The 19,032-nt window shown below is 57.5% G+C and carries 16 protein-coding genes and 1 tRNA gene; 7 read left to right on the forward strand and 10 right to left on the reverse strand.

Annotated elements, in window-relative coordinates; translation table 11 throughout:
- Positions 1-50: 50 nt before the first annotated feature.
- Complete coding sequence (locus KY465_RS07580) at positions 51-245, reverse strand: hypothetical protein (RefSeq protein WP_219201072.1); 195 nt, start codon at positions 243-245, stop codon at positions 51-53.
- Positions 246-604: 359 nt separating this feature from the next.
- Between KY465_RS07580 and KY465_RS07585 the strand changes: the two genes are divergently transcribed.
- Positions 605-678 (forward strand) — tRNA-Gln (locus KY465_RS07585).
- A gap of 218 nt (positions 679-896) precedes the next feature.
- Here the strand turns inward: KY465_RS07585 and KY465_RS07590 are convergent.
- From KY465_RS07590 to KY465_RS07605, 4 genes are all read right to left on the reverse strand, one after another.
- Positions 897-2,618 (reverse strand): recombinase family protein, encoded by a 1,722-nt coding sequence (locus KY465_RS07590; protein ID WP_219201073.1) that lies wholly within the window; start codon positions 2,616-2,618, stop codon positions 897-899.
- Between the two features lie 7 nt (positions 2,619-2,625).
- On the reverse strand, positions 2,626-3,075 hold the full coding sequence (locus tag KY465_RS07595; protein ID WP_219201074.1) for a DUF2924 domain-containing protein: 450 nt from the start codon (positions 3,073-3,075) through the stop codon (positions 2,626-2,628).
- Positions 3,072-3,428 (reverse strand): DUF3489 domain-containing protein, encoded by a 357-nt coding sequence (locus KY465_RS07600; protein ID WP_346432611.1) that lies wholly within the window; start codon positions 3,426-3,428, stop codon positions 3,072-3,074. The genes KY465_RS07595 and KY465_RS07600 overlap by 4 nt, the downstream gene beginning before the upstream one ends.
- Positions 3,429-3,944: 516 nt before the next feature.
- Positions 3,945-5,333: a COG3904 family protein gene (locus KY465_RS07605; protein WP_255561520.1), complete on the reverse strand. Its 1,389-nt coding sequence runs from the start codon at positions 5,331-5,333 to the stop codon at positions 3,945-3,947.
- A gap of 61 nt (positions 5,334-5,394) precedes the next feature.
- Here KY465_RS07605 and KY465_RS07610 point away from each other — a divergent pair, with 61 nt between their 5' ends.
- Entirely contained in the window at positions 5,395-5,601 is a 207-nt protein-coding gene (locus KY465_RS07610) for a hypothetical protein (RefSeq protein ID WP_219201076.1), read from the forward strand.
- Between the two features lie 44 nt (positions 5,602-5,645).
- Positions 5,646-6,158, forward strand: a complete 513-nt coding sequence (locus KY465_RS07615) for a DUF4160 domain-containing protein (protein ID WP_219201077.1) — start codon at positions 5,646-5,648, stop codon at positions 6,156-6,158.
- A 145-nt stretch (positions 6,159-6,303) separates the two neighbouring features.
- Here KY465_RS07615 and KY465_RS07620 read toward each other — a convergent pair whose 3' ends face one another.
- On the reverse strand, positions 6,304-6,936 hold the full coding sequence (locus KY465_RS07620) for a tyrosine-type recombinase/integrase (RefSeq protein WP_219201078.1): 633 nt from the start codon (positions 6,934-6,936) through the stop codon (positions 6,304-6,306).
- A 327-nt stretch (positions 6,937-7,263) separates the two neighbouring features.
- On the opposite strand from KY465_RS07620, the gene KY465_RS07625 reads away from it, so the two are divergent.
- The 3 genes from KY465_RS07625 to KY465_RS07635 are packed head-to-tail and all read left to right on the forward strand — an operon-like array spanning position 7,264 to position 12,429.
- Positions 7,264-9,558, forward strand: coding sequence for an AAA family ATPase (locus tag KY465_RS07625; RefSeq protein WP_219201079.1), 2,295 nt, complete (start codon positions 7,264-7,266; stop codon positions 9,556-9,558).
- A gap of 35 nt (positions 9,559-9,593) precedes the next feature.
- Entirely contained in the window at positions 9,594-10,148 is a 555-nt protein-coding gene (locus KY465_RS07630) for a hypothetical protein (protein WP_219201080.1), read from the forward strand.
- A complete protein-coding gene (locus KY465_RS07635) occupies positions 10,138-12,429 on the forward strand; it encodes an nSTAND3 domain-containing NTPase (protein WP_219201081.1) in 2,292 nt (763 codons plus the stop codon). Before KY465_RS07630 ends, KY465_RS07635 begins: the two co-directional genes overlap by 11 nt.
- Before the next feature lie 866 nt (positions 12,430-13,295).
- Here KY465_RS07635 and KY465_RS07640 read toward each other — a convergent pair.
- From KY465_RS07640 to KY465_RS07655, 4 genes are all read right to left on the reverse strand, one after another.
- Complete coding sequence (locus KY465_RS07640; RefSeq protein ID WP_219201082.1) at positions 13,296-14,696, reverse strand: FAD-dependent oxidoreductase; 1,401 nt, start codon at positions 14,694-14,696, stop codon at positions 13,296-13,298.
- Positions 14,697-14,749: 53 nt separating this feature from the next.
- Entirely contained in the window at positions 14,750-16,030 is a 1,281-nt protein-coding gene (locus KY465_RS07645; protein ID WP_219201083.1) for a TRAP transporter large permease, read from the reverse strand.
- Positions 16,027-16,530: a TRAP transporter small permease gene (locus tag KY465_RS07650; RefSeq protein ID WP_219201084.1), complete on the reverse strand. Its 504-nt coding sequence runs from the start codon at positions 16,528-16,530 to the stop codon at positions 16,027-16,029. Before KY465_RS07650 ends, KY465_RS07645 begins: the two co-directional genes overlap by 4 nt.
- A 72-nt stretch (positions 16,531-16,602) precedes the next feature.
- Positions 16,603-17,601: a TRAP transporter substrate-binding protein gene (locus tag KY465_RS07655; RefSeq protein WP_219201085.1), complete on the reverse strand. Its 999-nt coding sequence runs from the start codon at positions 17,599-17,601 to the stop codon at positions 16,603-16,605.
- 262 nt (positions 17,602-17,863) lie between these two features.
- On the opposite strand from KY465_RS07655, the gene KY465_RS07660 reads away from it, so the two are divergent.
- A complete protein-coding gene (locus KY465_RS07660; RefSeq protein WP_219201086.1) occupies positions 17,864-19,012 on the forward strand; it encodes a LacI family DNA-binding transcriptional regulator in 1,149 nt (382 codons plus the stop codon).
- Positions 19,013-19,032 lie beyond the last annotated feature (20 nt).

Below are 19,032 nucleotides of genomic sequence, written 5' to 3' on the forward strand. Positions count from 1 at the left end.
TGTCAATCAAGGAGCCAGGTGGTCTGGGAGGCACCGCCCGCAAATGCGGGTCACTCGGCGACGGCGGGGCTGGGTGCGCCGGTGGCAACGCTTTCTTCGACTTCGGGCTCGAGGGCGGCATTGTAATAGACCTCGGCGGCAATCCAGACGATGGCGGCGGCGGCCAGCGAGCCGACGAGGACGAGAAGAATGCGGCCGGTGGGGCTTCCCTGACGGGCGGTCTTGCGGTCAAATTCACGGGTCATAGCGTTCATCCATCAAAGCGAGAAAATTGCCGAGCGATCGGCGTCATGCCGGGCTATCTACGCCCCTTGGTGGGCAGGCGGCTCCATGCGTCCGGACCGCTCTTTGGTGACGTGCATCGTCATCCCTGTCAGATGCAGAACCGCACGGCCGTCGAAAGGTTCCTTGGCCACGCCGCGTCCGGCCGGAGCGCGAGCATAAGCCGCGGCCGCACGAGCCGGGCGCCACCGGCATGCCCGATTGCCGCCAGAATGGGCGCTAAAATCACCCTCAGCGTACAACTAGGCCTTGATCATGGCACCTGATATGCTACAAGGCCGGCGCTTGCCGGCGTCCTGAGCGCGATGGCGGCGCCCGGTGATGGGGAATAGGTTAACGGTAGACCCACGGACTCTGACTCCGTTAGTCCTGGTTCGAATCCAGGTTCCCCAGCCACTCTTTCCATGCTTTTCAATGCCTTACGTTATCCTCCGGAATTGCGTCCATTTTTCAGCGACTTGTAAGCTTGCAGTTCCGACTGAGACCCGATGCGAGCCTTCATAACGGCTCGAAATCGCCGAGAGTCTCAGTCGGCCAATTCGGGGCTGACAGTTTGCCAAAAGCGGTTGCTCTGGAGCATCTGGTTCTTGAGCTTGTCGGTTGTCTGCAGCTGACTAGAGCGCAGCAATGATGCGGCGCTGGGCCTGCCAGTCGGATGGCAGCGGATTGATACCCAGCCATTTCGCGGTGAGACCCGCGGGCTGATCACCTTGGAGGATCTGCTTCACAATTTCGGGAGCGAGGAAGGCAAGCTCAATGACCTGCATGATCCGACGCTTGGACAGGCATTCGCTTTCGGCGATCTCTTCGAACGTCTGGCCGCTTTTGATCGCATCGTAATATGCATGCGCCTTGGCGATGTTGCGGATCAGGATGACGTCAACTTGCTGCGATGTCTCGGCGCCGATCACGAGCTTCGTTTCGACTCCACGCTTTCTGAACTGGAACGGCAGTTCGAATGTCCATACGTCCGGGTTCAGCTCATCCTCCGATATCTCAATTGCATCGGCGATCGCTTCCGGCGAGAGATTGATCTCGATCGCCCCCGGGCTGATCGTTGCCTGCTCTGTGCAGAACAAGATTGCGCTCGCATCCTTCGTGCGGGATTGGGCGTCGAGCAAATCGAGCTGGCTGCCGATCTTCGAGAATGCATCAGCTGTTGGATTGATCAGCAGATCCGTCGGGAGACGATCTCGTAGATGGGACAAGATTGCACCAGCGATCTGATCCTCAAGCGGCTTGGCAGGAAGACGCCAGCCGCCCGCCTTCTTTTGATTTTCGTTCTTGCGAGCCCCACCGATCAGCCGGCTGGAGATGTAATAGCGGTGGCGTGTGCCATTCTTGTTGGTATGGGTGGGTGTGAGCTTGTCGCCCATCTCATCGACAAGCTTGCCGGCAAGCAGGCTGATGGTTGCTCTTCCGCCCCTCCGCTTGCCCCGCTTTTTGGAACCAGCATCCTTTAGGTGCGCCTGGACCTGATCCCAAGCATCCGGATCGATGATTGGCGGATGTTGTCCTTCATGAATCGTCTGCTTGTGCCGGATCCGTCCGGCATAGACCGGGTTGGTCAGCAGGTAATGGAGTGCTGCGCGTTCGATGGAGGGTCCAGCGGCGCTCGGTGCACTGGCAGGCGCGGCGACGTCGGCTAAGAGTGTATAAGGTTCTCCGGCGCTCTTCTCCGATTTTCCGACCTTTGCCTTCCCACGTAACTTGAGCCGTTTCGCTTCGTTCACGACTGCCACTAGTGACCGGTGGTGGAGGTAGAGATTGAAGAGCGTTCTGACTGTCTCAGCTTCTTCCGGCACGATCTTTAGCGTTCGACCAACGGGCTCGTATCCCACGGGAACCGTGCCGCCCATCCAGAACCCCTTCTTCTTCGACGCTGCGATCTTGTCCCTGATCCGCTCAGCCGTGACTTCGCGTTCGAACTGAGCAAAGGAGAGAAGCACGTTGAGTGTCAATCGTCCCATGCTGGTCGCGGTGTTGAACGATTGGGTTACAGAAACAAAGGACGCATCAGCTGCGTCAAGCCGATCGACCAGCTTGGCAAAATCAGCGAGCGATCTCGTCAGCCGGTCGATTTTATAGACGACGATCTGATCGACCAATCCATCATCGACATGCTGGAGCAGTTTCCTGAGCCCTGCCCTTTCCAGCGTCCCACCTGAGATGCCGCCATCATCGTAGTGCTCAGACAAGGCTACCCATCCCTCATGCTTCTGACTTGAGATGTAGGCTGCGCAGGCTTCTCTCTGGGCGTGGAGGGAGTTGAACTGCTGATCCAACCCCTCCTCCGAGGATTTTCTGGTATAGATGGCACATCGGATCTTCTTCATGGTCGATCTACCCCAGTCCGAAGAACCGTGGCCCCGACCAGTGAGCGTCTGTAATCTTTTTGGCGATGGCGCTTAGCGAGCGATAGCGTTTGCCATCCATCCGGAAGCCATCCTCCAGAACCTCGACCTGATAGGTCCTGCCGTTCCATTCGCGAACAAGATGGGTTCCAGGCCTGAGAGACGATCGGAGCGCCAGCTTTGGTTGGCCTCCCGTTTCAGATGCTCTTTGAGAGGTCTTCAATGCAGCTTTGAGAGCCTTTCGAACCACGCTTGCATGGCCACCATTCGCTTTGATCTGCGCTTCATACGCGAGCGCACTCCGCATGAACTGCACCGATACGTATTTGAGCGACTGGTCGCCGATCGTTCGCCGCCATTCACCGATGCAGCCCTCCCGGGGCATGGTCTCAAAGCGAACGGTTTCGGCAAGCTCTCCTGCCCTTACCACCCGGCTCATGACGACGCTCCCACAGCATTAGTTTTGTCATCCTGCTGCTTCGCACTGATCGCATAGACGAGCTCACCGGACTTGGGTGACTTCGAGCTCACGACTGCATGGCCTTTTTTGCGCAGACTAGAGATTGCAGCCCGCACCGTATGGGACTGCCATCCCAGCCGGTCCGAGATCACCGAGATCCGCACGCCATTCGGCTTGGACAGAAGCGCGACCAACTGATCCTGCTTAGTTTTGGTTCTCGATTTGCCCGATTTTGCGGACTTGGTCGCGCGCGTCAGCTTACAGACCTTTTCCGGTGTACCATCGGCCACGGTGCTGACATCTGCAGTATTCTTGATTATTTGAACAGTCACTTTGTTCTCCACTCAGCTTCAACGACCAGAACATCTGGCCTCGCACTGAATGAAGCCCGCGCGGCGGGCAGGCAGCCGGTGACTGTTCTCGGCCGACCCGACAACAGCAATGCTTGCTTCAACGCTGAAGTCCACTCGGCAACACACGAGTTGGCGAATGGGGTATGCTGGCAAAAAGCGATGCTCGCGCTGCGGCGATCTATCCCTCAACAACCTAGTAGCTGATGACCGGACTGGGGCCGACCCCAGACTGTCTGGTTAAGGGGCGCGCGAGGCAGTAAGCTGCCGCCGGATCTGGGCGATTGGGAAGAGTTTAGCCGGCCAGATTGCGTACGTTGCTATGGGCGTGGCGGCAAAACAGACAGTTATGTATGACAGGGCATATGAAACGGTCTCAGCGGCATTGTAACTCGATAGCAGCCGGGTTTGGTGGGGATCGCATCAACACTGCCTCTAATGCGGTCCATTGGCTTCACGCGCACTTCGCTCTTCAGGGGGCCGCCGTGGCAGACGGCGTTAGGACCCCTTGTTGAAGCAGAAGCGGTTTCCCGTCTCCCCGTTCACGACACACAAGGTGTAGCTGGCCAGGGGCACGGCATAGGCCGGCTTGCCGTTGAGGGTGAGATTAGTCCCGTCCTTCAGGAGAACGGTCTTCGATCCAGACGGCCAAATGAACTCGTACCCTCCGATATCGTCTCCGGAACCGTTGCGCGCCGATATCGGCCTTGCTTCGCAAGGCTCCTGTTCGACCGTGCCCGTCGGCGCGATGACCACGCACGCTCCGCTGCCCGCAGTCATTGACTCAGTCCACCGCGGCGCATGGGCAGCAAGCATCCGGATCGGCGTAGAAGGCTTGAAAGCCGCCAACGGCGATACCCACTGGCTTCTCTCGTAGAAGTCCGCAAGGGTACACTGGCTCAGGCCAAGCGAGATATTGTACATGCCGTTGAAGCCGCAGCCGAGGAAATAGTCGTCCTTCTGGCCGATTAAGCACCCTGCCTCGGAATATCCCGCGTCGCCGCTGGTCACAGAGTAGATGGTGAGGCCTCCCTTGTCTTGGACGACCTTGGAGACAGGCTGGTAGGCGCCCAGCGACTGCACCAGATTGGCGTAGTCAGTATCTTTGCCGATGAGGCCGACCTTCCAGTGGAATGAGTTCTCGCAGGCGTAATAGGAGCGTTCCGCGGTCAATTCGGTCGGCCTGTCGTAGCCGAAGAGCTCGATCTCGAAACGGCCGGCCTTCTCGACAGTGTCGATGTAGTAGAAATCGTTCCCGACGTGCGTCAGCATCAACTGGATGAGGTCCGGGCGCATCATCGTGCTGGCCGACCACGGCACCTGGCTATTTGCGAGGATCATGAGTTCCATCATTGCCTCCATTGCCCAATCGTGAGCGACGGGAAGTGCCCTTGCGCTGACCAATTCGTCTGAATCGAGGGCCAGATACGGACGGTGGAAGCCGAGCGTGCCCGTGACATGGAGCCTGCGGTTCACGAAGTTGACTTCTGGACCCTGCGCAATACCCATCATGAACATGATCGCGCACATCGAATGGCATTCGGCTCCGGCTGGGATGACTGTTCCTACGCCCTGTTTGTAAAACTGCTTTGCAAGGTTCACGCCTTCAAGCACGCTGCCCCCAGGGCTGTTGAGGCAGATCGTGTCAGCCGAAGAGCTCTCGCCGTCGACCCCTTTGAACTCGGCGGCAGCTAGCTGCATGAACCGCGCGAAATCGCCCGCTATGATTTCACCCTCGAGTTTAAGAACGCAAACGTCGTTGTCCGATTTCGTTATCGTGGCGCCGTATGCGCAGCCAGTGAAACTGGCCGCTAGCGTCAGGGCAAAAGCGAAGAATGCAGTCGTCGATCTCAAAAGCTCCCCCATCAGTTCGGAGGACTGTAGCATATACGACGCTAGAAATCGGCGACGCCTAACGTCCGCAGTGCGCTCGCGTATAGCGTACTACTTGGAGATCGAGGACATTGTGAAGTTTTCGGTCTACAACTACCTGGAAAGCAAGCAGGGCTTCGAAACGCTGCCGGGGTTTCGGGCCGCGCAGAAGAAGGCCATGCTACCCTGGATTGTAACAAATGAGGGGCATCTATTCGGCGGCAGCATGCCGAAGCGGATCATCTACCCTGCGGTCGGGATCGAGTATCGTCCTCGGTCTTGAAGTTTGGCCAGTTCCATGCTTGATCTGGCTTCGAGGGAGGGTGCATGTCGAAGAGAGAGATCGAGGTGCCGGCCGAGCTTATCGAAGAGCTCGAAGAGAGCTTCTTTCAGGGTCCGATGCTCAATGAGAGCGGCATTCGGAACTTGAACGAGGAACAGGTCGCTCGTATCAAAAAGATGTCCGTCAAGATCTGGCCCGACGAGCACCCGCCGCCGCACTTCCACGTAAGGTTCGCTGGCGAGGATGCGAGCTTTGGCATTGCCGATTGCATGCGCCTCCCCGGTGTGAAAGGGCTTGAGAAGTTCGAGCACAACATCAAGGCTTGGTGGAAGGGTAACCGCTGCAGGCTAATCGACGTCTGGAATTCCACCAGGCCGGCAGACTGTCAGGTCGCCCGATCCCTGTTCCCCCGGAGTGTGCACCAAAGCCTCAGACCAGACCTTAGGCGAAGCGCCAGAAGGCAATCCGGCTCCAGCGGGGTGCCTGCCCATGCTGACATGGCGATGACCTCCACCTGGATGCCACCCTCAAGAGCGCAACTGCTCTATGGGTCGTGAACGGGTCCGGCAGTTTTTGTCCGCTTCGATGCACCTGTCGTCTAAAAGCAGACGGGCAGAAAGCCACCCCATGATGGCCGAAACAGCCCATCATCCCGCATTTCATGAGCGGCCATCCGCGCTGGGTTCGAATGGCCGCTCCAGGTCAGATCTCGGTTCCCTCGGCCAAGAGGAGCGGGTCCTCCGCGTCGACGCCCAGATAGCGCACCGTGTTTTCGATCTTGGAGTGATCAAGCAGGATCTGGATGGCACGGATGTTTCCTGTCGCTCGGTAGATCATCGACGCCTTCGTGCGTTGAAGCGAGTGTGTTCCATACTCGTCCGAACGTAGATCGATTGCGGTCACCCATTCATCGACCAGGCGCGCGTACTGCCTCGTGCTCATGTGGCGGGTATGATCAATCCGGCTCGGGAAGGCATAATCCCCGGCCGAGCCTCCACGTCGTTCGAGCCAGGCCAGAAGGCTGGCTCTCACGTCGCCGGTGATCTCGAACTGGGCGGGGCGACCAGTCTTCTGCTGAACGACGATCGCACGAGCCCTTATGTCCGCTCCGGCTACCACATCGCGTATCCTGATCTTAACCAGGTCGCAGCCCCGAAGCTTGCTGTCGATCGCTAGATCGAACAGGGCTCCGTCCCGAATGCGTCTCTCGCAGTCAAGGAAGAAGCGGATGGCCCAGATCTGCTTCTGGGTGAACGGACGCTTGGTGCCGACCTTTTTCCCGGCATTCCAAGCTGTGCGCTCGCGGCTAGCATCATCGAATTGAGAATGGCCCATGTGAGTTCTCCTCGGCCGTGATTGGCCGAGAGAGAAACGTTGCAGGGCACTACCGCTGGGGCCGATCGGGGGCCGAGAGCGGACTGTCCGGTTGTGGCTGCGAAATCGACAAAGTTGCCATTCGGCTCCCGACCCCGTTGTAGCCTTTTGGCGCGCTTCCATCATCACTCGAAATCGGTCGCGCGTTCCGCTCCGACCTGAAGACCCTGAGCGCAACCACACAACATAGCTCTTGCGAGAGTACAGCAAAGGGGATTTCAACCGCAAGGCACTTTGCTATTATCATACGCGAGGAGCAGGTATCGGGTTAGAATGTGCTGGGGGCGCATGGCTACAATCGAGACTATAAGGACACTAAGCGGCGTCGGCATCCTGGCTGACAAGGCTGCACGTGAAAACATCCCACCATTCCGCCGGTATAATCTTGTTTACGGTTTTAATGGATCCGGCAAGAGTACGTTATCGAGGGTATTTGCCTGTCTTGAGGCGGGCAAACATCACAAAGATCTTCCCACAAACTGTAGCTTCGAGATTGCGCTCGATGATGGCGCAACCTTCAAGGCACCAAACGCGCTGGAAGGCCTTGAGAGCCGCATCTGCGTATTTAATGAGGACTTCATCGCGCGGAATCTGTGGTGGCAGGAGGGCCGCGCCTCGTCGATATTCTATATCAGTGAAGAACAGTCTGACCTTGCGGCCGAACTCCGTGAATTCCGAACGACTCTCACGGAGAAAGTGCGGTTGCGGGAAACCGAAAAAAAAATTGTGGCCGAGCGCGAACGGACTTTGAAGAGCTACCGCACTGAACGGGCCAAGCTTGTTGCTGCTTCCCTGCATCTCGGCAACCGCAGGTACGAGGCCGGACAACTGGAGAAGGACTACGAGAAGTTGTCCTACAACAAGGGTTCACAGTTGGAGAAAGAAGACCTAGATCTGCTTGTCGACGTAGCCCGCCTCTCGGCGCCACCGCCCGCGCTGAAACCCATCGCGATTGACTTCGATGGCGTCCGCAAAACGATGGAAGGCGCACGGCACTTCGCTGAACTGAGTATCGGCACAATGGTGCTAGACGAAATGGAAAACCACCCCTCGATGGTCCCCTGGTTGAAGACCGGCCATGATTATCACAGCGTGAACGGCCTTGAGAGCTGCCTGCTTTGCGGCAGTTCAATAAGTGATGTACGGAAGAAAAAACTTGCTGAGGCACTGGACGATCGGCTCTCGATGCTCATTTCCGACCTACAAGAAGCTAATATGAAAGCGTCAGTACTTCTGAGCAGGATCATGTCTGCTGCTGGAGTTTGGCCCAAGACTGCCGAAATCGAACTGCAGCTTAGGGGGCGATACACAGCCGCTTGCCACAACACAGAAAACGCCTTGCTCGGCCTCATCTCTCTCCTTGAGGAAGCGTCTCGAATATTTACCGCCCGCTTGGAGCAGCCAACCACCGCCGTGGCGCACACACTGCCTGCCCGCGAGGAGATCGCAACGCTGTGCAAAGCCCTTGAAGACGCAATCGCTGTACAGAACGCCGTTGTTGGCGAACATAACGACACTTTTGAAAATTTTTCTAAACGTCAAGAAGACGCCCGGGAGGCCATTCGAAAGCACTATTTAGCCGAAGGGCACGACAAGTATAAGGAACTCATGCAATCGCTGGCGCGAGCGAACAAAACAGTCAGCTTCATCTCAGAAGAGATCAACAAGCTCGAAGGCGCTATTGCTGAACTCAGCGGCAAGGTGCGAACTCACGGCCCCGCTGCTGATCGAATCACCAAGCTCATACGCGCCTACCTGGGCCACGGTGAACTAACGATATTTGCGGCCGCCGAGGGGTATGAGTTGCGCCGTCGAGACAAGATCGTTAAAGGGGCGCCCAGCGAGGGCGAGAAGACTGCCATAGCGCTCTGCTACTTCATCTCATCGCTAGAAGCCGACGGGCGGTCGCTCACAGACCTGATCCTCGTAATCGACGATCCCATCTCAAGCCTTGACACCAAGGCGATGAACTTTGCTTGCTCACTTATCCGCTCGCGTCTGAGCTCGGCGGCCCAGCTATTTATCTTGACACATAATCAACACTGTATGAACGAATTCAAGAAAGGGTGGCGGAACCAGACTAAGGCCGAACCTCCGACAGCCACGCTGCTATACCTCGATGTTTCAATGCCCGATGGCTCGGAGGCTAGGAGTACCCGCATAATCGGCCTGCCGCCTCACTTATCCGCCTACGACTCTGAATACCACTTCCTGTGCCACAAAGTGCTTCAGTTCGAAGCCTCTGGCTCCGGCTACTCAGAGTATTGGTTTATGATGCCCAACGTGATGCGGCGGGTTCTTGAAATATTTCTCGCCTTCAAAGTTCCAGGAAGCCATCCCCTGCAGCAGAAGCTTGAATCGCTGGCGAAGAAATGCCTTGGCATCGACGAGGTCCGCATCAAGGCGCTGGAACGCCTCATCCAAGTAGAGTCACACTCCGACAGTCTCGATGATCTTATCTCGCATTCCTCGATGACGATCGAGGAGACGCGGGACGCGAATGCCGCCCTGCTCGAGCTGATGGCCGCTTCTGACGCCGATCATACCAAAGCGATCCGTAGGCAATGCAAGGCGATATCATAAATTGTGACACCTTGGTCACTGCGGCGGTCGCTCGGATGTCGAGTCAGACCGAAACGGAGCCTGTCCAACTGGATCGGGATCGCTCGTACCGGCGGTTCGCCGTGCTCGGCCACCCTAGCATCAGCGACGATCCCTTTGCGGCCATCGTCCGCCACGATGAGATTCCCGAACCGTGCTGGCGGGAGATCGGCAAGCGCGATCTCACGGCCAACAATACTTGGTTCTACCAGTGCTGGCGTGACGACATTCCCGTCATTTACGTCAGCAACGCGCGCAAGTACGTCCGTCTCGCATGTGACTGTATCTCGAACAACGGGAACGGTGACAAAAAGGCGACCGGGAAAGCCAGCAATGCACTTGGCAATGGGATGTTCGGCTCCTTCCAGCGCCTCGCCATTCATGACAGCGGAAAGGCGATGTATCGGGGATGGCCGTTCGGGGGCACGATCGAAGCGTTCGTCCCCTCAACTGCCTTCGCCATTGCCGACACGTTTTTCGCGACTCTGTTCCACCCGACGCGTGCTGCCTCGCCGAAGTCGGTCACTCAGGTCGACGGACAAACCTTCGGTGAGGTCGCCGATGGCGTATGACTTCACCACGCTTTCGCCAGCCGACTTCGAAGACCTCTGCCGCGACTTGGTCGGTCGCGAAATCGGTATCCAGTTTGAGGCATTCACGCCTGGACCTGATGGTGGGATCGACGGCCGACATGCACTGTCGACAAAAAGCACGATCCTGCAGGTCAAACACCTGGTCGGATCGCACTTCGCCAAACTCAAATCCACGATGAAAGGCGAACGGGCATCCATCGATAAGCTTGAACCCGACCGCTACATCTTGGCTACGTCGCGCGGTCTGACGCCGGCGAACAAGGAAGCACTCGCCGCCGAGATCGGGCCTGCTCTGCGCAACCAGGGCGACATCTATGGTGCGAGCGAGCTTAACGCGCTGCTTCGCAAGTTTCCTGATATCGAAAAGTCTCACATCAAGCTTTGGCTGTCCGGAACTGCCGTGCTTGAGCGAGTACTTTGGAGTGCAGCTCATACCTTCACCGAGCTCTCCAAATCCGAGATAGAGGGGAAGGTTCGGGTCTATGCGCACAACCCGAGCTTCCCAGCGGCGCAAAAGATTCTGGAGAGCCAGCACGTCCTTATTATTTCGGGGCCTCCTGGCGTCGGTAAAACCACCCTCGCCGAAATGCTGGTCTACACCTACCTTGCGGAAGGGTGGGAGCTTGTCGCGGTCCGAGCTTTGGAGGATGGTTTCGGCACCATCGATGATGCAAAAAAGCAAGTGTTCTTGTTCGACGACTTCCTCGGGAAGATTGCGCTCGACGAACAAGCTCTCGCCGCAAAAGATTCCGATTTGGCGCGCTTCATGCGGCGTGTTCGCACCTCGCCTAATGCGCGGTTCCTCCTCACCACTCGCGCCTATATCTTCGAGGAGGCGCGCCGAGCTTCCGAGTACCTTGCGGACCAGCGGCTGGACATCAGCCGCTACCTTCTGGATGTGGGCGTCTACACTCGCCGCATTCGCGCGAGGATTCTTTACAATCACCTACTCATCGCCGGCACCCCGATGCCGCTGGTTCGAGCGCTGATCGAAACCGGGGCCGTCAAATCCATCGTCGACCACCGGAACTACAATCCCCGGGTCATCGAATGGATGACGGACGCGGACCGCCTGCACGGCAAGACCCCCGAAGCCTATCCGGCATCCTTCATCACCGCGCTAGATAATCCGAGCCAGCTTTGGGATACGGCATTCCGCAAGCACATTCCGGATAAGTGCCGGCATCTGCTGCTCACCATGTACTTTTGTTCCGAGTACGGCGTGGAACTCGATGAACTTCGCACGCAGTACGAGGCGCTTCACCGCGATCTAAGCGCCAAGTACGGCACTGCTCGCGATCCGAAGGATTTCGAGGAAAGCGTCCGCATCTTAGAAGGAGGGTTTATCACTCTCCGTGGGACGCACGTCTCCTACGTGAACCCCTCGTTTCGCGATTACATGAGCGGCTACGTTAACGACGCCGCACTTCTCGCCGACTGTGCAGCCGCAGCGCAAACCGCAAATTGGGCCGATAAAGTCTGGAAATCTGTTCATTCCGCCCCCCTCCCTCCCAAGCAGCGGCGTCATGTGGCGACTTCGTTCCGCGAGATCTCGACGCAATTCTTAGATCTGCCCACATGGAAGAAAACAAGCAGGCACTCTTATTCGTGCGCCGACTTGGACAATGTCCGCCGCCTTCAGCTCTTGCTCGCATGGTGGACTGAAACAGGCGACCACCACTTCTCCGAATTGGTGATGAAACTCGCACAGCACCCGCCTGCGCCCAGAGGTTGGTCAGGCTACAGCGGGTGGCGGGAAGGCGCCGAACTCATCGATCTGACCGGCAAACTACGCGATGAGGACTACTTTTCGGACTTTCCGTTTGCTGATGACCTAGCAAACCTGCTCGAAGATGACATAGTCGAGCTGCTTGAACACGGAATGGCATTTGACGAGTTAGAGGGCATGCTGGAAGCGGTAGAGGATGCCTATCCGGCTGCGAGCCAGCGGATCCAAGAGGCTGCGCATGCAGCCATTCGCCGTGAAATCTACGAGGTCGAGGTTTCCATTTCCGACCTCGATTCAGAATCAGCTTTGGAGGATTACGCTGAGACGTTGGAGAAGTTTGCTTCGCGAGCTAGCGTCCCCCCAGATGCTTTGGTTCGTGCCCTGTCGAAGGTGAAGGACCGGATCGACGAGATTGCGGAATGGACGTCGGTTGCTAGTTCACCCTCGCCTCGTTCAACTCCCAGAGAGTCCGACAGTTTCGACGATGCAGCGCTGGCCAGTCTCTTTGTCTCCCTCTTGCGAAAGGGCTGACCGCTGCTCATCTCGCACGCTGGGCGGCTTTCACGGACTCTCCTGCCAAACTGCGGTGATGAATACCTAGCTCGCTTCCTTCACGTCGTAATTTGCACCCGAACCCACCTGTGGCGCTTGATGGGGGGCCTGTGTCCCACCCGCTGATGCGGTCCGCGGGACGCTTTGCTAGAACGCACAAAGTCCTTTGCGGCGATAGGTTGAAAAATTGCGCAATCGGCGTTGATGGGTCAAATCGCCTGGATTTCGAAGGCATACGTTCAAGCAACCGAGTGACGCCCAGCTGTTTCATAAGTAACGTCGGATATCGGGAAGTCGCCAGTGCCGCTCGAATGTCAGGAATGAGGGCGCAAAGCTGTCATTCCGGGTCTCGGTCGTAACGCCGCTCATCAGCTTGAGCAGTGCCAGCCTGTAAAACTGAAATTAAGGCGGATTTATGCCACTCACTTGTGTGGGACATACAGCTAGAAGCGCGTGTAACTGCACACACGGTCATCGCGCGGTTACCCTCGGGCGTTCGAGTCGCCTCGCCCGCTCCAGTTTCTTCAAAAAGGTTCGATAATCGCCAGGCCCCGGTTCCCGGGGCTTTCTTGCGTTTGGACACGAGAGCGCAAGAGCTAAGTCCAACAGGTCCGGTCGGCTCGGGTCTCCGCGCGGTCACCGCCGGGTTACACGCTTGCGATGTCGACGCGGCGTGAAGTCGCCGCGTCGCTGGGATTTGAAGCCGCTTCGGCATCTCCGTCAGCCGCAATCTCCGTTTAGCGGGCCACGCAGCGCCGTAGGCACGGATGACGTGGGCTTCTTCGGGATGAAGAGAACATCACGTTACGCCTGCACCTGCTTCTTCGGCGATGCACAATTAGGCTTTAGCCGAAGCGGGCAACCGCCGTCTGACTGGCCTGATCCGTTTCGATGATCGCGCCGTTCTTGGCCAGGAGATTGCGCAGCTCGGACACATCGAGCGCCGAGAGCTTGCTGTTTGAACGAACCGACATGGCTGCCGCTGTTCCCGCCGCCTCGCCGATCGCAAAGCAGGTGCTCATCGCACGGATCAAGCCGAGCGGATAGGGTTTGGCTGAAATGCACCGACCGCTGGCCAGTAGTCCGTCGATATTCTTGGAAACCAGGCAGCCGTAGGGAACGCCGATCGCATGCTCCGAAGGCTGCAGAACGATGCCGACGCCGGTGTGAATGTCGAGGTTGTAACCCGCCAGCGCGATGGTGTCTTCCGGGACGAGTGACTCGTTGACGGCATTGTCTTCCAGCGTCTTGATTCCGACGATGCGCCGACTTTCCCGGGCATAGGTGCCGGCAGCTATATTGGCAAGGAAGCAATTCTCGAACCCGGGGCAGTATTTCTTGAAGAAATTGATCAGCGTTGCCACCTGACGATGCGCGACGGCTTCGGCCTTGCTCATGCTGACTGGGTCGGTCGGATCGACGTCACTGACGCGCACGGCGTTGACGACCACTTCGTTGCTGTTGGGTTGCTTGGCAAAAATCACGCGATCGCGGGGAACATCGAACTCGCCGTTTTCCCGGGCCTTTGTGATGAATTCCTCAAAACCGGTGAAGTAGAACGAGCGAGAATCAAGGAAATAATCAAGCGTGTAGTGGACACCATAGGTCGGCGGGTTCGCGAACGTTTCCGGATGGCTCTTGATGTAGTCCAGCACCGCGTCGATATCGACATCTCCAAGCGAAAAAACCAGCGACACCGGCTGGACCCGTGTGTCCTCGCCCTGGCCCATTTCGTACTCTGCGCCGGCAAGGAATGCTGCCGTGCCGTCGCCGGTGGAATCGATAAGAACTTTCGTTCTGGCGGTGTAGTTTCGACCTCTAGAAAATAGCGAAACGCCAGTAACGCGTGAGTCCTCGACCGCAACATTCAGGACTTCCGTCGAGAACAGCAGGTCAACACCCGCTTCCTCGCACATCTTGGCGGCCTCGATCCGCAACCAGAATGGATTGACCGGTGTGATCGAATTGTGGATCGGGCAGGGAATGGCGCCATCGAAGGTTGCGCCCACTTGCCCCAGGCGGCGGACGAGTTCGTCGCCTATGCCGCCGACAACCTGGGTGCCGGTTCGATCATAGAAGGCGAGCAAGGGCAGCCCGGTGGCCGCAACGCCGCCGAGAAAGCCATTGCGCTCCACCAGCAGCGTTTTAGAGCCTTCGCGCGCTGCGGCGATTGCTGCGGGAAGGCCGCCGGGGCCTCCGCCTATGACAACTACGTCATATATTCCGAGATCATTACTATCCATCATTGGAGCTCTCCGTAGCAGATTTGTCTGTATCTTTCGCGGCGCGCGGGCCTCGGTCAGAATTTGATGACTGACGGCAAGTAGGTTGTAAGAAGCGGCACGAGTGAAATCAGGATGAGGGTGACAAACAGGGCCAGATAGAAGGGGATCATTTCTCTTGCGACCGCCATCATTGGCACGCGAGCGAGGTCGCTGACGATGTACAGACAAATGCCGACCGGCGGCGTGTTCAAGCCAATCATGCAGGCGAGAACCAACACCACGCCCATCTGTGTCAGATCGATGCCGAATGCGAGTGCGATCGGAACCACGACTGGCGTCATCATGATCAACAGGGACAAAGCGTCGATGAAGCAGCCCGCCAGTAACATCGCCAAGCCGATCAACAACAATGCGGTGTGCTTGTCGGCAGTTATCGAAAGAAGCATGTCGGCGACGAACCGCGGAAATCCGTAGCGGGTGAGGACCCAACCGAACAAACTTGCCGCGGCGACGATGAATGTGACCTGTGCGGTTGTCAGCAGGGCTTCGACGACCATGGCGCCGATGTTGTGCCAGCGTATCCCGCCGTAAATTACACCAAGGATGAGCGCGTACAGCGCCGCCACCGCCCCGGCTTCGGTCGGGGTGAACACGCCCGAGAAGATGCCGCCGAGGATGACCACGGGAGCAAGCAGCGCCCAGAAGGAACCGAGAAAACTCGACGCGATGTCACCGACCGAAGACCGGCCCTCGACGGGGTGCTTTTCTTTTCGCAGAACGATTGCGATGACCACCATGATGGCTACGCCCATCAGCAGTCCCGGCACGATCCCAGCAATAAACAGCTCCCCGACGGAAACCTGTGCCATCACGCCGTAAACGATCAGGGGAACGCTGGGGGGGACAATCGGTCCGATTGTCGAGGATGCGGCGGTGACTGCGGCAGCGAATTCTGGTCGGTAGCCGCTCTTTTTCATTGCTTCGATTTCGATTGCACCGAGACCCGCAGCATCGGCCGTCGCGGCACCGGACATGCCGGCGAAAACCACGCTTGCCATCACGTTGACATAGGCCAAACCGCCGCGGATGTGGCCGAGCAAGGTGAGGAAGAATTGGAAAATGGCTTCAGCGCCACCCCCGTGATTCATCAACACGCCGGCGAACACGAAAAAGGGGATCGCAAGCAGCGGGAAGCTTTCCAGCCCGCCCCACAGCCGTTGGGGGATGACGATCATGGGGACCGTTCCGTCGACCAGCAGGGTCAGGATCGATGCAATGATCATGGCGAGGGCGACAGGTACGCGAAGCGCCAGGAGAACCAGCAGGCAGACGCCGATAACGAGGTACAGGGTCATGCCTGGCCGTCCTGTTTCGCAAAGGATTGAATCGTGAAGACCATGCTCGACACCATCATCGCCGCAACCGAAATGATCAGCGGAATCATGATCAGCCAGCTCGGGACCGAAAGCGCCCCGCCCAGATTGTGGCCGAGCGCCTGCTGGCGCAGCATGAACTGCCACGAAAGGTTGAGGAGATAGCCAAGTGAAATCAGAACGATGAGACTGCTGGCCGCCTGGCAGACCCGCTGAGCCGGGGGCGGAAGAAGCGCAACTATGGTGTCAATGCTGATGAGGATCTTTCTCTCGTACAAAATGGCCGCGCCAAGAAATGTGATCCAGATGAACAAGAACACTGCCAGATCCTCGGCCCATTCCAACGGGCTGTGGAGAAACCTCCGCATGAAGACCTGTGTCAGCGTAGTGACGAAGATCACCACCAAGGCCAGCGCGCAGGCGGACGTCAGAAAACGGAAAAACTGCCGCTTGGTTTTGAGTAGAAGATTGACGGTCTGCATGAGAAATTGCTGGTAATCCGTGGCGAGGGAGGGTCACGACCACGCGGCCATGACCCTCAATGAGGCCTTTGTTTACTTGATCGCTTGAATCCGATCATACAAACCGGGAGTCCAGAACCCGGTATCCTCCGAGTCCTTGATCACCGGCTCCAGCATCTCCTGGAATGGACCGGTGTCGACTTCGCTGATCGTCGCTCCTTCGTCGATCATTTTCTGTCGGTCCTCACTGAACTGGGTCCGCACCAGTTCCTGGAAATGTTCGCCGGCTTCCACAGCGGCCTGGGCAAGAATGTCCTTGAGGTCGTCGGGAAGCCCCGCATAGACGTCTTCATTCACGGCCACACTGAAAGCCTGCTGCAGATGGTTTGTCAGCGTGATATTTGGCGCAGCCTCATAGAACTTGGTGGCGTACATCTGATCCAAGGGGCCTTCGGCGGCATCGACTGTACCGGTTTTCAGGGCAAGGTAGACTTCTGGCCAGGCAACGCGGGTGGGATTGGTTCCGAGACCGCGCCACACTTTCAGGTATGTCTCGATTTCAGGAACGCGCATGTTGATATTTGCGATGTCGTCCGGCGAACTCACCGGCGTCTTCGATACCAGCACCCGGGGAAGTCCGATCCAGTTGGCCGCTAGAACCCTGACGTTCATTTTCTCCAAGATCTGCTGCTTCATTTCATCGAACACGTCCGATTCGATGAAACTCGTGAAGTGGTCCGTGTCCCTGAAGGTGAACCCCATTCCATAGACGTTCAGATCTTTGACGAAAGGCGCGTACCATTCGAGCACCATCGACACCATATCCACGGTCCCGATGCTCACGCCTTCCATGATCTGCAGCCCATTTCCGAGCGTGCCACCCGGGTTGGGATTGATCTTCAGTCGGCCCTCACTTCGCTCGGCCACGAGATCCGCCATAAACTGCACCGTCTTGGTGCTGGGCGCCTCGACCGGCTCGAGGCTCGCGATGGCCAGTTCATATGTTTTCGATTCGGCGGCGATTGCAGTACCGCTCCAAACCAACATCAGCAGCCCAGCGGCAAGCCGGCCTACACTCGTTACTAATGTCATTTCGGGGCTCCTCCTCCTGATTGTACTAAACGCAAAATGTTCACGTGTACATTTAAGTTACAATTGAATTGCAAGCATTGTCAATTGAATTCCGATTAGCCGCAATCTCACGCATAACTTATTGTTTTTGCTATTATTTGTATATCTTCAGGACCAGTCGGGTTCCTAATTGCCGAGGCGTCAAAGGCGCGAAACATGAATCTCCGAACTTTCAAAATGTTCACGTGTACCTTTGACCCGTCCATATCAAAGTGCTTATGTCATGCTGCGCGAAAAGGGCACCTTTATCCGGCTGAAAAGTCGGTCGTGCTACATCACTTTAGGAACAATCGAGGCACCCATGCCCTATGCTAGGCCAAACCGGAACGGACCGACCATCAAGGATATTGCGGCAGCACTCGGCGTGTCGCATGTCACCGTATCTAGGGCGCTCAATGACTCCCCTTTGGTCACCGAAGAAACGAAGAAGCGGTTGCGGGAAGCAGCCGCCAGTATGGGCTACATCCCTGATGCGGCCGCAAAGCAGTTGCGCGGCGGTCGATCGAACATCGTTGGCTTTATTCTCCCCGACGTGGAGAATCATTTCTTCAGCGCGATAGCGAGGGTCATCGCGGAAACTCTCGCAGCGTCCGGAATGCAGCTCGTCCTGTCCATATCGGAAGACGATCCGGACCTCGAATTACGCCACGTACGCTCGCTCTGCGAGGCCCGCCCTAAGGGAATCATCATCACACCGGTGGTCAACATGCATCGGGAGACAGCGGATCTGCTTGCCAACATCCCGTGCAAGCAACTGGTGCGGCGCCATCCGCTCGTTGAATCTGACGTTATCGTCTCGGAGGACAAGACCGCGACCCGCCTCGCGGCACAACGATTGATTGATCTCGGCCACCGGCACATTGCCTATATCGGCAACGGAAGCGAGACCTTGTCGACCGGGGCGGACCGCGCCGAGGGCTTCTATCAGGCCGTATGGGCCGCCCCGGAGGTCAAGGCGACAATCAAGCTCGGGCCTCCTGGACCCGGCCACGGTTATGAAACTGCGATCGAACTTCTGACCGACCCGAAAAGGCCCACAGCGATTGTCCTGGGAAGCGCCCTCTTTACCATCGGCACCCTCCAGGCGATCCGTGAAACGGGCCTGGAGGTACCGCGCGACATCTCGCTCATCGGCTACGACGATCCCGATTGGTTCAAAGTTTGGGGAGCAGGTATTACCACGGTCGCGTTACCTATCCGGGAAATGGCGATGATGGCGGCCTCGCTGGTCGGTGAATCTGCTCTTGAACCAGCTCTTGAGCCCGCGATCACCTCCATAGACGGCACTTCGTGCAAAAGGCTGACCTTTCCCGTCAACCTCGTCCAGCGAGGCAGCGACCGGCAATTTCGAGATAGAAACCAAGAGGTCTAAACCTCAAAACTCTCCGCCGC

It is taken from the genome of Neohoeflea coraliihabitans (assembly GCF_019334345.1).
Lineage (GTDB): Bacteria > Pseudomonadota > Alphaproteobacteria > Rhizobiales > Rhizobiaceae > Pseudohoeflea > Pseudohoeflea coraliihabitans.

Excerpts from the sequence above, each read along its gene's own strand:
- KY465_RS07655 (WP_219201085.1), bottom strand. The coding sequence starts at position 17,601 with ATGACATTAGTAACGAGTGTAGGCCGGCTTGCCGCTGGGCTGCTGATG.
- KY465_RS07645 (WP_219201083.1), bottom strand. The coding sequence starts at position 16,030 with ATGACCCTGTACCTCGTTATCGGCGTCTGCCTGCTGGTTCTCCTGGCG.
- KY465_RS07660 (WP_219201086.1), top strand. The coding sequence starts at position 17,864 with ATGCTGCGCGAAAAGGGCACCTTTATCCGGCTGAAAAGTCGGTCGTGC.
- KY465_RS07650 (WP_219201084.1), bottom strand. The coding sequence starts at position 16,530 with ATGCAGACCGTCAATCTTCTACTCAAAACCAAGCGGCAGTTTTTCCGT.
- KY465_RS07630 (WP_219201080.1), top strand. The coding sequence starts at position 9,594 with ATGTCGAGTCAGACCGAAACGGAGCCTGTCCAACTGGATCGGGATCGC.
- KY465_RS07635 (WP_219201081.1), top strand. The coding sequence starts at position 10,138 with ATGGCGTATGACTTCACCACGCTTTCGCCAGCCGACTTCGAAGACCTC.
- KY465_RS07615 (WP_219201077.1), top strand. The coding sequence starts at position 5,646 with ATGTCGAAGAGAGAGATCGAGGTGCCGGCCGAGCTTATCGAAGAGCTC.
- KY465_RS07605 (WP_255561520.1), bottom strand. The coding sequence starts at position 5,333 with ATGCTACAGTCCTCCGAACTGATGGGGGAGCTTTTGAGATCGACGACT.
- KY465_RS07590 (WP_219201073.1), bottom strand. The coding sequence starts at position 2,618 with ATGAAGAAGATCCGATGTGCCATCTATACCAGAAAATCCTCGGAGGAG.
- KY465_RS07580 (WP_219201072.1), bottom strand. The coding sequence starts at position 245 with ATGACCCGTGAATTTGACCGCAAGACCGCCCGTCAGGGAAGCCCCACC.
- KY465_RS07640 (WP_219201082.1), bottom strand. The coding sequence starts at position 14,696 with ATGATGGATAGTAATGATCTCGGAATATATGACGTAGTTGTCATAGGC.
- KY465_RS07625 (WP_219201079.1), top strand. The coding sequence starts at position 7,264 with ATGGCTACAATCGAGACTATAAGGACACTAAGCGGCGTCGGCATCCTG.
- KY465_RS07620 (WP_219201078.1), bottom strand. The coding sequence starts at position 6,936 with ATGGGCCATTCTCAATTCGATGATGCTAGCCGCGAGCGCACAGCTTGG.
- KY465_RS07595 (WP_219201074.1), bottom strand. The coding sequence starts at position 3,075 with ATGAGCCGGGTGGTAAGGGCAGGAGAGCTTGCCGAAACCGTTCGCTTT.